Origin of the sequence: Chloracidobacterium sp. (genome assembly GCA_016711345.1) — a bacterium.
Taxonomy (GTDB): Bacteria; Acidobacteriota; Blastocatellia; order Pyrinomonadales; family Pyrinomonadaceae; genus OLB17.
The window spans coordinates 25,895-37,310 of sequence record JADJTD010000002.1; the positions used below are offsets into that span (position 1 = coordinate 25,895).

Here is an 11,416-nt window from a genome sequence, read left to right on the forward strand (position 1 = left end):
AGTTGGGCGTACGGTCAGGCTCACGCTAAGCCCCAAGTCACACGACCGGTGTAATTGCTTTATCACTCGCTACACGTGCGAGTTGCATGTAGAACGTGGAGAGGTTATTAGTCTCCACGTTCCCCGTCATGCGGCGGTACTACTCTGCGAGTGCAGCTTGTTTCTTCGCAGACTTCGTTGCCTTGGCTTTGGCGATAGCTGTTGCCATCTTCGTAGCATGTGCCTTGGCCTCCTGCTTCACAGCAGTTTCTTCAGCTTGGCGCTGAGCGACAGCCTGGGGCACACGTACGCGAGTGGCAGTGGCTTTGGTCACAGGTGCTTCGACAGGCTCGGGCACTTCAGCATCAGCAGCAGCGAGTGCCGCTTCCACTTCAGCATCCGTCTTGTCGAATTCTGCATCGGCAGCCAGCAGTGTGTCTTCGATGCGTTTTTCTTCACCATCGAGTTTGGCCACGTCGATGCCCGTTTCAACCATGAGTTTTTCAATCTCGGGGAGATAACGGTTACACGCCTCGATGTGGCTGGCGATGAAGCTGCGATCACGCAGGGACTTGAGGTGAATACGCATTTCACGCAGCGGACGCACCAGCTTTTCCAGCAGCGATTCGACGATGTAGCCGTACTCGTCGAAATCAACGAGTTGTGCGTCGTCACCGACAACGCCCGTGCTGAGTTCGCTGTCGGAAGAGTTGCACAGGAAGTACACCTCGTCGAGCAGTGCTTCGTTCTGCGCCTTCTGGGCAGTTGCCTGCTCCAGCTTGAGCGTTTGCAGCTCGGTACGGCGTTTCACGATTTGTTCCACGGACATGGGCTTGTTGCGCAGTTCCATGGCCACCTGGTCGCGTGTCAGCTTCTTGATGGCGTCGATATTGATCTCGGCGTCAATCTTGAGGCAGTTGCGGATCGCACCCATGCCAACTTCGTGGGATTCAGCCAGCTTGGCGAAATGGCGCAGGGATGCCAGAGCAACCTTGACCTGATCACCTTTCTCGCTGTTGCGAATGTCTTCGTCCATACGAGCGAGGACAGCAGCGCGGTTGATGATGTTCCACTCAAACGGAGAGCTGAGCAGCCAGCCGATGTTGAGTTTGCGGAAGATCGGATCAGTCGAGAGCGACTGGGTTTTGCTGAAGATGTTGATGATGCTTTGTGCAGTGTGAGTCATGATGTTACTCCTGTGTGATTAAGTGATGTAGTGAAGTTTCACTACACATGAAGAAAGGGGTGGGATTCGCCTCGCGAATCCCAAAATGACAAAGTTGTATGCGAATGTGCTGCGAAGTGCCCCAAAAAGCGTTCACAAAAACCGGAACATTTTGGTTCCACGGGGGTGTTTTGAAAGTCACTTATGACGATGACAACTCCTGTCGTGAAACAATCCATTTGTCATGTATGTTCCACGGCAGAAAATACCGGAACGGAACGGTGTTCGGAACGAATATTGGAACAGCTTGAAACCATTGGTACGACTGGTTTTATAGGGTATTTGTTCCAATGTTCTAAAATATTGAATATAACAAGTGGTAATGGTCACTATGCTGTTTTTGACCATGTGTATGTTCGATATTTAGACTAAAGTTGGCGAATTTCGGAACAAATTGTTCCACGGCTAATTAAGCAAACGCTTATATTCAGTGCTCTATGCCATGTGGTTAGTGCATTGGAATAAAATCAGCGTCAGAGGATTTCTTCGGATATGTGCGGTGCATACCCGATTTGCATTGCGCCTCGTACGCGTCGATTTCATCTTCCGCTTCCTCGTCGCGCAACATTTTTTCAAGCGGGTCGTCCATGAACGACGCTTGTTCAAAAAATTCATGAAGCATGTGTTTCCTCCTGTGTCGGAAAGGCCAAGCGCAGAGGCTAGGCCCGATGCCCATAGGCCGTTGTGCTCGGTTTCAACGGAGCGTGGGTTGCCCCACGCCCTGTTGATTTGTCACTGACCGATGCGTGCGCGGATTTCAGCAGCAGCACGAGCACGGAATTCTTCAGTGCGTGCAGCCGCATCGATTGCACCGACTTTCTTGCCGAGGTCGAAGATTTCGCCAGTGCCGCCGAGCGACTCGCTGACCTTACCGGCGCGATAGCTGGCGCGTTGCACAACGTTCTCGAACTTGTTGGCGACGACGGCTGCGAGCGACGGACGATTTTCTTCAACAGTCTTGGAAGCGAGGTAGGCTTCAACGTTGAACGAGTTGGCTTTGGCCATGATGTTTCTCCTGAGTGATTAGCTGCGAGGACATTCTCGTCAGCTACAAAAACAGAAAGGGGTGGGATGCGCCTCGCGCATCCCAAGTGTAATTAGTTGCGACGACGTACGGTGACCACGAAGCGTGTGTGCGGGTAGTGCATGGTCTCCGTACGTACGGTTGAGTTGGGCCAAGTCTTCATGATGTCCTGAACATCCTTGGTACTTGGATAGTGGCCTGGGCGCATAACGAGCACAGGCATGCCGTGCAGTAGATCGAGCGGTAAGTTCATGATCATCTCCTTGTGATTGACACAAGCGATGGTGTTGCGATGCGCCTCGCGCAGCGCCTCGCGTACGAAGTACGCGGATCGTTCGTCACTACGAAACAAGGGACTCCTACCTTTCCCGAAATCCGAATCCGAAGTGGGGTGGTCACTTTGGCGAGGTGGGGGAGGGATGTACACCAAGTAAATCCTTTCGTTTTTGCGAAATCACTCTTATGCCAAGTGATTTCGCTATATTTTTGCAAAATTTCGTTTTCAGAATATGACAAACAAATCCGAAGCAACCCCGCCCTATCATTTCTACGGAACTCGCATATAATATTTTTAGATTCTTTCAGAGAGTATGCAAACATCATGGGCAAAATATCCAGAGATGCCGTCGTAACGAAGAAGGCGCGAGAAAAATCCATCTGCACCAAGCAGGAGGAGATAAAAGCCAAGCATGCGGCTGTCGTACAGGCAAAGATGGAAGGCGCATCGGACACTGACGCCATGCGTGCTGCCGGTTATCACCCATCAAACGCGCTAAACGTCATGCGTGATGAGGATGTACAGACTGCACTGGCTGAAGCACGAAGCCAGATGAGTGATATTTCGACGATCAAGCGCATCGATGTGATGAATATCTTCATGGAAGCCATCGAAATGGCGAGAACTCTTGCTGATCCGGCCAACATGATCAACGGTGCAGACAAAATCGCGAAAGTCATGGGGTATTACGCTCCGGAGACGAAGCGCATCGAGCTGACGACGGATCAAAACGTCTTCGCATCGAAACTACGGCAGCTTACCGACCAGGAGTTGATGGATTTGGCTGAAGGTCGCCTGAAAACGATCGATGGCGAGTCGGAAAGACTGCAATGACACGCAAAAAGCCACTCACACTCGGTCAGCTCAAGGCACAAGAGCTTGCAAAACAGCCAGCAGAGCCAACGCCACCGCCCAAGCCAGAAAAGAAACAGCGAGTGGTCAAAGTCGACGCCGCAGAAGAACTTTTTCACCAAGAACCTCAAGAACCTCAAGAACAGGCACCTGTACCCACCAATGAGAGTGGCCTGATTGAGCCATATCTCGCACCCATGTTTGACTACGATGCTGCGACAGCCGACCCACTTGCTGAACTCGCTTCAAGAGAGCTGTGTCGCCGTCGTCTGTTGCCTTTCATTCAGCGTTTCCGACCAAAGTACATGGCCGGTTGGGTCCACGCAGACATCTGTCGCCGCTTCGAACGGTTCCTCCAGCAGGTAGAAAATGGCGAGGAGCCTCGTCTGCTTCTGATGATGCCTCCGCGTTCAGGTAAGTCAGAGATTTCTTCACGCCACTACGCTGCATGGGTACTGGGGCAGCACCCGGACTGGGAAATCATCGCTGCGAGCCATACCGGCAGCCTAACCATGAGTTTCTCACGCTACCTGCGTGACCTCATTCGTGATCCGGCCTACTCCGCTGTGTTCCCCGACGCCAGACTCGATCCATCCAGCCAGTCTGTTGAGAACTGGAACTTGACCCGTGGTGGCGGCTACCTCGCTGCGGGTGTCGGCACGGGTATTACGGGTCGCGGTGCTCACATCCTGCTGCTGGACGACTTGGTGAAGGACATCGAGGCTGCGGACTCGCTGACGATTCGTGACAACACATGGGAGTGGTACATCTCTACTGCATACACCCGTCTCGCACCGGGTGGCGGCGTGCTTGGCCTCATGTGCATGACTGGCGACACACTAGTGTTGATGGCGGACGGCACCGAGAAACGCCTCGACACTCTGAAGACCTCTGACAAGGTAGCCACGTACCGCAACGGGGCGCTAAGTTCCTCTCGTGTAGCGGCTTTGAAGACAAGTGGTCGAGATTTAGTCTTCAAAATTACGACGACTTCTGGTAAGATTGTCAGAGCGAATCAGAGGCATCCCTTCCTGACAATCACACCCGACGGAGAACTCGTATGGACAAGAGTGAGAAGCTTGACTACGGCCCACAAAATCGTAGCCTGCCCGGACAATGGGGTAAGTGGAAGGGCATCGCTTGCTCAGTTGATGGATGTGAGCAGCCTGCCAAGTGCCGAGGCTTGTGTAGCTCGCACTACTACAAGAAAAAGTGGGCGGACGGGCACCGTACAAAAGCTGACGGCTACGAACCTCGTCGCAATGCCCGACTCAAGCATCGCTACGGGATCACAGCAGCCGACTACGACAGAATGTACGCCGATCAGGGCGGAAAATGCGCCATCTGCGGGTGTGGTCGGGAACGTCAACCTGCGCATTGGAAAGACAAACTCGCCGTTGATCACTGCCACGACACAGGCAGGGTTCGAGGATTGCTCTGCAACGACTGCAACGCAGGAATCGGACATCTTGGAACTGAGTCGGTGGCACGTTCCGCAGCGAAATACCTTCGACTTCACGCTGGATGAAATCGTCAGCATTGAGTTCGACTGCGAGGAAGAAGTTTTCGACGTTCAGGTCGACGACACTGAGAACTTCATAGCCAACGGGTTGGTTTCACACAACACCTGGTGGCACGACGACGACTGGGCGGGTCGCATCCAGAATGCTATGGCTGCAGGGGAGGGTGACCAGTTCGAAGTTGTGCGCTACCCGGCGATCAACGAGTCTGGTGATGAGTATCTGCTGGAGGACGACACCATCGTCGAGATTCCTCCGGACTACACCGTACCGCAAGGAGCACGTCGCACACGTCCGCACAACACGGCGATTCACCCGGAGCGCTACACCACCGAGGCCATGTTGCGTATCAAGCGCAACGCCATCGCAGCAGGCATGAAGCGCACGTGGGACGCGCTGTACCAGCAGAACCCCATACCAGACGAGGGGAACTACTTCTCAAAAGAGATGTTCCGCTACTACTCCACTGCGCCGCGCCGGGAAGACCTCTACGTGTATCAGGCATGGGACTTCGCCATCAGCACAGGCAAGGAGAGTGATTTCACGGTGTGTGCCACTGTCGGTGTGGATCACCGCGACGCCTGCTACGTGCTCGACATCCGCCGATTCAAGACGGCAGACGGCATACACCTCGCGGAGACGATGGTGGACATGGCGAAGCTCTTCGCTGTCGACGGTCTGGGTGTCGAGGACGGGCAGATATGGAAGTCCATCGAGACGCAGTTCCTGAAGGCTTGTGAGGAGAAGCGCACGTTCCCCAGCTTCGAAGTGCTGAAGCCTCTGACGGACAAGATGGTACGGGCGAATCCGTTGAAGGGGCGCATGCAGGCGGGGAAGGTGTATTTCGACCAGAACGCTCACTGGTGGAAGGACTTGCAGAAAGAGATGTTGCACTTCCCTGCAGGGAAGCACGACGACCAGATCGACGCCCTTGCCTGGGTCACGCGCCTCATCCTGACCCGTACAGCACCTCGCGAAAAGCGCCCTGAGCCAAAACTCAAGAGCTGGAAGGACGATCTCGCTCGTTTCATGGAGAACGGAGGCGGTACACACATGAGCGCCTAGTTTGTCAACGGGTATAACACTCTGATACACTCTGGCGAAATCTGAACAGGAGAGCACCATGGACTTTTCGCTCGGCAGCATGCTCGGCATCAAGAAGAAGCCGGTACCACCCACCACACCGGAGACAGACCCCCTGGCCAGCGTGAAAGCCTCACAGGCGGCGCGAGCCAAGATGGGGGCAGAGTACGGTCCGGCACCGTCGCCTGCTATCGCCACACCTGACCCCATGCCACCGGCACCGTCTCCCGTACAGCCTGCTGTCACCACTACACCCACCACCGTACCGGGGGTAATCGACGCTATCAAGGCGAACAGGGACGCTGTGCGCTCCGCCGCTGGTATGAAGGACGGCGGTATCGTCGAAAAAGAACTTCTTCGTCGCAAGGCAGCAGTGAACCAAAAACGGGGCTGCTGATATGCCAGTGAATACCGAGATTTGTGATGAGCAGTGGCGTCGTTTTGAGTATTGCCGCGACCGTGGGCACTTGGAGTTCATAGCCAAGGCCGACAAGTGCGACAACTTCCTGATTGGAAACCAGTGGGAAGTGAGTGATCTGGCACGGTTGAAGGAAGAGCGCAGACCGGCCATGACGATCAACAAGATCATGTCCACGATCAGCACAATTCTCGGAGAGCAGATTTACAACCGCACAGAAGTCCTGTATCGACCGAAGAACGGCGCACCTGCCGAGGTGGCAGACGCCTTGAACAAGGTGTGGATGCAGATCAGTCAGAACAACCAGTTGGACTGGACGCGCAGCGACGTGTTCTGCGACGGCATGGTGCGCAGCCGTGGCTTCTACGATGTGCGCCTGGACTTCACCGACAGCATGCAGGGCGAGGTGCGCATCGGCCTGCAGAACAGCAAGAACGTTGTGTTGGACCCGGATGGCGAGGAGTACGACCCGGATAGCTGGGCGGACTGCTTCATCTCGAAGTGGATGACCACTGACGACATCTCTATCAATTATTCGGAAGACGATGCGAAGTACCTGAAGGACCACGCTGGCCTCGCTACTTTCGGGGCGGATTCCGTCGAGCGCGTGCGTGACCGCTTTGCTGGCACAACCTTGACTGGCACCACTTCCGACGACCCGAACATCACTCAGCAGCGGAATATCCGCGTGCTCGAACGTCAGTACCGCAAGCTGGACAAGCAGGAGCACTTCGTTGACCTGCAGACCGGCGATATGCGGCCAATTCCACGTGACTGGGACAGGAACCGCATCTCGCTAGTGCTTGAGAAGGCTCAGGGTCAGCTCAGCACCACGAAGAAGCTGATCAAGCGGGTACGCTGGCGTGTGACGGCGGACAACGTGCTGCTGCACGACGACTGGTCGCCATACAAGCACTTCACCATCGTGCCGTTCTTCCCCATGTTCCGCTACGGCAAGACCATGGGTGCTGTGGAGAACTTGCTGGGGCCGCAGGAGATTCTGAACAAGGTCTCCAGTCAGGAGTTGCACATCGTCAACACGACGGCGAACAGTGGTTGGATGATTGAGCAGGACTCGCTGCTGAACATGACCATCGGTGAGCTGGAGCAGAAGGGTGCACAGACTGGTCTCGTCGTTGAGTACCGCAAGGGTGCGCAGCCGCCGCAGAAGATCGTACCGAACCAGACCCCCACCGGCCTCGACCGCATCACCTACAAGGCTGAGGACAGCATCAAGACGATTTCCGGCGTGTCTGACAGCATGCAGGGCTTCGACCGCGAGGACGTGGCAGCGAAGGCCATCGCCTACAAGAAGCAGAGTGGCTCCGTCTCCATGGCGAAGCCGCAGGACAACCTGCAGCGCACAGATTACATCCTGGCCCGGAACGTATTGGATATCGTGCAGGAGTACTACACCGAGCCGCGCATCATCGACATCATCAAGGACAACGTCAGCCACGAGTCTGAGAGCGTCGAGGTGAACCAGCCTGATCCGGTAACAGGTGAGATTCTGAACGACCTCACGCTCGGTGAGTACAGCATCGTAGTCACTTCCACCCCGGCACGTGCCAGCCTCGAAGACTCCCAGTTCGAACAGGCACGCGCCCTCCGTGAGCTTGGCTTGCCAATCCCGGATAGCGTGCTGATTGAGAACAGCCGCCTGCAGAACCGCGCTGAGATCGTCAAGCAGATGGAAGCCGCTGCGAACTCGCCTGAAGCGCAGCAGCAGAAGCAGCTGCAGATGCGCGGTCAGGAAGCTGAGGTGGCGAAGACAGAGGCCGAGGTCCAGAAGACATCTGCCGAAGCTGCGACGAAGGCTCAGGAAGCCCAAGGTGGTGATCAGAGCGAGATGCAGAAGGTCATGGCTGAAATTCAGCTCATGCGAGAAGAGGCCCAGCTCAAACGCGAAGAGATGGAGATGAAGATGCAGACCGAGCGCGAGAAGCTCGCTCTGAAGGTTCAGGAGATGGAGCAGAAGCTGGCACTGCAGGCTCAAGAGCACCAGCAGAACCAGGTTTTCAAGCAGCAGGAACACGCGCAGAACATGCAGCTGCGCGATCAACAGGCTGAGCAGCAGGCGGAAGCTCAGCGTGCACAACAACTGCGCAGCGAAGCGCAGGGAACCGCCAGCCCTTCACAACAGGAGTAAACCATGAGCTTTGATCTTGACTCTCTCGCCCCCGGTATTGACCTCGATGCTGTCGATATTGCCTCGATGGACAAGGGCGACACACTTGAAGCCCTCGAAGAGGCGCTTGCAGAGCCTGCCACAGAGGAGGTAGCCAAGGAGGAAGCTCCTGCTGTAGAGGAAACCTCTAAGGAGGAGCCTTCTGCTGAGGAGGAAGCCTCTGAAGAGCCGCCGCGCAACGATAAGGGCCAGTTCGAGAAGAAGGAGGCGAAGATTCCGAAGTCGCGCTTCGACGAACAGGTTGGCAAGGAGCGTGCGGCTCGTGAAGCCGCCGAGCGCCGTGCCGAAGCCCTTGAGAAGCAGTTGAGCGAGCAGGCTACAAATACGCAGCAGAGCGCCGACATCCAGGCACTGGAAGATCAGGCCACCGCGCTCTACGCGAAGGCCGACGAGGTGCTGCTGGACGGTGATGCAAAGGCCGCTGCCGAGCTGCGGAATCAGGCCCGGAAGATTGACAAGCATGTCTCGGCTATCGAGGCGGATGCCCGTTCCCGCGTCACCAGCTCTAACGTACTCGAAGCGGATCGCTTGGAGTCTGCCATCGCTCGCCTTGAGGCGGATCACCCGGTGCTGAACCCGAAGAGCGAGATGTTCGACAAGTCACTCGTCACCTACGTGCTGGCCGAGCAGCAGCTTCTAGTCAAGACCGAGGGCTATAGCCCGTCAGCCGCCATGGCTCTCGCTGCGCAGAACGTGCTTGGTCGCTTCAATCCTGCCGCCAGTGATCCAGGTGAGGAAGAGGCGGACGAGAAGGCGAAAGGTCTGTCGAAGGCTGCAGAAGAGCGCAAGACGGCGCAGGTGAGGAAGAACCTCTCCGCAGCGAAAGCGCAGCCGTCGAACATGAAGGATGTCGGTCTCGATAGCGACAAGGCAGGGCAGAACACCGGCCTGCCAGACGTGACGAAGCTCTCGCAGGAAGAGTTCAACGCCTTGCCTGAGAAGACTCGCGCCCGTCTGCGTGGAGACGAGCTTTAACTGTTGCAGACTCTGAGACACTCTGATAGAGTTGCGCCAGCACTCCTCGTGTGCTTCGCCCCGCTGCTTGCGGCCACATAGGTTATCTCGAAACCGGGTGGCGATTCAGCGGGGCACCTCGCAAGGCCAGCGATACGGCCACTGCTCAAGCTGAGAGCGCAAAAATCAGCCGGGTCGTCTCCGTCAAAAGTCGTTCGTTTTCGCAAGTTGCCAGCGACACAGGCACCGCACGCCGCCGCGTACGGCAGCAAGAAACCGTTCGATTTTTAATTTGATAGGAGATCACTCAAATGGGTGCCCCAACTAACTTTGCACTGCTCACCAATGAGCAAAAAACCGCCTGGTCCATGGACTTCTGGCGTCAATCCCGCAACATGTCCTTCGTCAACAAGTTCCTCGGCAAGGGTGAGAACTCGCTGATTCAGCACGTTACCGAACTGAAGAAGACTGAGAAGGGCGCTCGCGCCGTGATCACTCTGCTCGCCGACATGGAAGGCGACGGCGTCGTGGGCGACCGCACGCTGGAAGGCAACGAAGAGCAGCTCACCTCGCAAGACAAGGTGATCCGCATCGACATGATGCGTAACGCCAACCGTCACGAAGGTACGATGGCCGACCAAAAGTCGGTTGTGAACTTCCGTGAAAACTCCCGCAACAAGCTGGCCTACTGGATGGCTGACCGTATCGACCAACTGGCCTTCCTGACCATGGCCGGTATCGCCTACACCAAGATGCCCGATGGCCGCACTCGTGTTGGTTCCGATCTCAAGAACCTTGAGTTCGCCGCCGACATCGTTGCCCCGTCTGCCAAGCGAGTGGCTCGCTGGAACGGTGCCACGAAGAGCCTCGTTGTTGGCGGTGCTTCGAGCGATGTGGTCGTCGCCGACACTCCGATGTGGGAAATGCTCGTTCAGGCCAAAGCCTACGCGAAAGAGACCTACATGCGCGGTACCGGTGGTGATGGTGGTGATGAGGACTATCACGCCTTCCTGTCGCCGATGGCTATGTCCCGTCTGAAGCTCGACGCGACCTACCTGCAAAACTTGCGCCACGCTCAGAACAGCAAGAACGACGCCCTCTTCAGCGGCAACGCTGTGAAGGTCGACGGTATCTGGCTGCACGAGTTCCGCCACGTCCCGAACACCCGTCTCGCATCTTCGGGTTCGAAGTACGGTGCAGGTGGTCTGGTCGACGGTTGTCAGGTTCTGTTCTGCGGCGCTCAAGCGCTCGGTATGGCAGACCTCGGTGCACCGACGTGGGTCGAGAAGGAATTCGACTACGACAACCAGCCGGGTATTTCCATCGGCAAGATTCTTGGTTTCCTGAAGCCGCAGTTCAAGTCGCAATACTTGGGTGGCACCACGCAGGAAGACCACGGCGTCATGTCCATCTACGTTGCCCAGTAAGGAGAAATTACCATGGCAAAATTGCTTGCAACCCGCTCTGCTCAGTGGCCGCTGCTGGCCGAGTTCACCTTCAACTTCGACGACACGATGGTCGACATCAACGGTGTGGAGAAGAGCTTCGGTTCGACCTACACCCACCTCATCGTAGCCTCGGCTCTCAATCTGCCGGATAACGCGGTGGTTGTAGGTGGCGAAGTCGTCATCGATGTTCAGGGTGTTGGCCCGACTGTCTACACTGTCTCGCTGGGCGACTCTGCGTTGGCCACACGTTACGCTTCGGCAGTCGATCTGAAAGGCGCTGTCGGTACTCGCACCGCGCTGACTCTGACCGGTTTCCGCGCCACGGAAAACCTTCGCCTGACGATCAACTCGACCGTCGCCAACGCTTCTGCTGGCAAAGCGACGGTGCGTGTCCTGTTCGTCATCCCCGGCAAGGCCAACGAGGTGATCCCGAACTAATTGTTGTGAG

General features: G+C 56.2%; 11 protein-coding genes. 7 read left to right on the top strand and 4 right to left on the bottom strand.

Annotation, left to right across the window (positions count from 1 at the left end; translation table 11 throughout):
• Positions 1–139: 139 nt before the first annotated feature.
• The 4 genes from IPL32_17695 to IPL32_17710 form a co-directional block, all read right to left on the bottom strand.
• Entirely contained in the window at positions 140–1,165 is a 1,026-nt protein-coding gene (locus tag IPL32_17695) for a hypothetical protein (protein MBK8467651.1), read from the bottom strand.
• A gap of 487 nt (positions 1,166–1,652) precedes the next feature.
• Positions 1,653–1,826 (bottom strand): hypothetical protein, encoded by a 174-nt coding sequence (locus IPL32_17700; GenBank protein MBK8467652.1) that lies wholly within the window; start codon positions 1,824–1,826, stop codon positions 1,653–1,655.
• A gap of 110 nt (positions 1,827–1,936) precedes the next feature.
• Positions 1,937–2,209, bottom strand: coding sequence for a hypothetical protein (locus IPL32_17705; protein ID MBK8467653.1), 273 nt, complete (start codon positions 2,207–2,209; stop codon positions 1,937–1,939).
• Between the two features lie 92 nt (positions 2,210–2,301).
• Entirely contained in the window at positions 2,302–2,580 is a 279-nt protein-coding gene (locus IPL32_17710) for a hypothetical protein (protein MBK8467654.1), read from the bottom strand.
• A 249-nt stretch (positions 2,581–2,829) separates the two neighbouring features.
• Here IPL32_17710 and IPL32_17715 point away from each other — a divergent pair, with 249 nt between their 5' ends.
• The 7 genes from IPL32_17715 to IPL32_17745 all read left to right on the top strand — a co-directional run bounded on the left by IPL32_17715 (position 2,830) and on the right by IPL32_17745 (position 11,406).
• Positions 2,830–3,339, top strand: coding sequence for a hypothetical protein (locus IPL32_17715; GenBank protein MBK8467655.1), 510 nt, complete (start codon positions 2,830–2,832; stop codon positions 3,337–3,339).
• Positions 3,336–5,942: a phage terminase large subunit gene (terL, locus tag IPL32_17720; GenBank protein ID MBK8467656.1), complete on the top strand. Its 2,607-nt coding sequence runs from the start codon at positions 3,336–3,338 to the stop codon at positions 5,940–5,942. The genes IPL32_17715 and terL overlap by 4 nt, the downstream gene beginning before the upstream one ends.
• 58 nt (positions 5,943–6,000) lie before the next feature.
• On the top strand, positions 6,001–6,357 hold the full coding sequence (locus IPL32_17725; protein MBK8467657.1) for a hypothetical protein: 357 nt from the start codon (positions 6,001–6,003) through the stop codon (positions 6,355–6,357).
• A gap of 7 nt (positions 6,358–6,364) precedes the next feature.
• Positions 6,365–8,527, top strand: a complete 2,163-nt coding sequence (locus IPL32_17730; GenBank protein MBK8467658.1) for a hypothetical protein — start codon at positions 6,365–6,367, stop codon at positions 8,525–8,527.
• 3 nt (positions 8,528–8,530) lie between these two features.
• The gene (locus tag IPL32_17735) at positions 8,531–9,541 is read left to right on the top strand and encodes a hypothetical protein (GenBank protein ID MBK8467659.1); all 1,011 of its coding nucleotides are present in this window, start codon (positions 8,531–8,533) and stop codon (positions 9,539–9,541) included.
• Between the two features lie 290 nt (positions 9,542–9,831).
• Complete coding sequence (locus tag IPL32_17740) at positions 9,832–10,947, top strand: DUF4043 family protein (GenBank protein ID MBK8467660.1); 1,116 nt, start codon at positions 9,832–9,834, stop codon at positions 10,945–10,947.
• Between the two features lie 12 nt (positions 10,948–10,959).
• The gene (locus IPL32_17745; protein MBK8467661.1) at positions 10,960–11,406 is read left to right on the top strand and encodes a hypothetical protein; all 447 of its coding nucleotides are present in this window, start codon (positions 10,960–10,962) and stop codon (positions 11,404–11,406) included.
• Positions 11,407–11,416: the final 10 nt, after the last annotated feature.

Coding starts and splice junctions, on each gene's coding strand:
- IPL32_17695 (MBK8467651.1), bottom strand. CDS start 1,165: ATGACTCACACTGCACAAAGCATCATCAACATCTTCAGCAAAACCCAG.
- IPL32_17740 (MBK8467660.1), top strand. CDS start 9,832: ATGGGTGCCCCAACTAACTTTGCACTGCTCACCAATGAGCAAAAAACC.
- terL (MBK8467656.1), top strand. CDS start 3,336: ATGACACGCAAAAAGCCACTCACACTCGGTCAGCTCAAGGCACAAGAG.
- IPL32_17715 (MBK8467655.1), top strand. CDS start 2,830: ATGGGCAAAATATCCAGAGATGCCGTCGTAACGAAGAAGGCGCGAGAA.
- IPL32_17745 (MBK8467661.1), top strand. CDS start 10,960: ATGGCAAAATTGCTTGCAACCCGCTCTGCTCAGTGGCCGCTGCTGGCC.
- IPL32_17705 (MBK8467653.1), bottom strand. CDS start 2,209: ATGGCCAAAGCCAACTCGTTCAACGTTGAAGCCTACCTCGCTTCCAAG.
- IPL32_17700 (MBK8467652.1), bottom strand. CDS start 1,826: ATGCTTCATGAATTTTTTGAACAAGCGTCGTTCATGGACGACCCGCTT.
- IPL32_17725 (MBK8467657.1), top strand. CDS start 6,001: ATGGACTTTTCGCTCGGCAGCATGCTCGGCATCAAGAAGAAGCCGGTA.
- IPL32_17735 (MBK8467659.1), top strand. CDS start 8,531: ATGAGCTTTGATCTTGACTCTCTCGCCCCCGGTATTGACCTCGATGCT.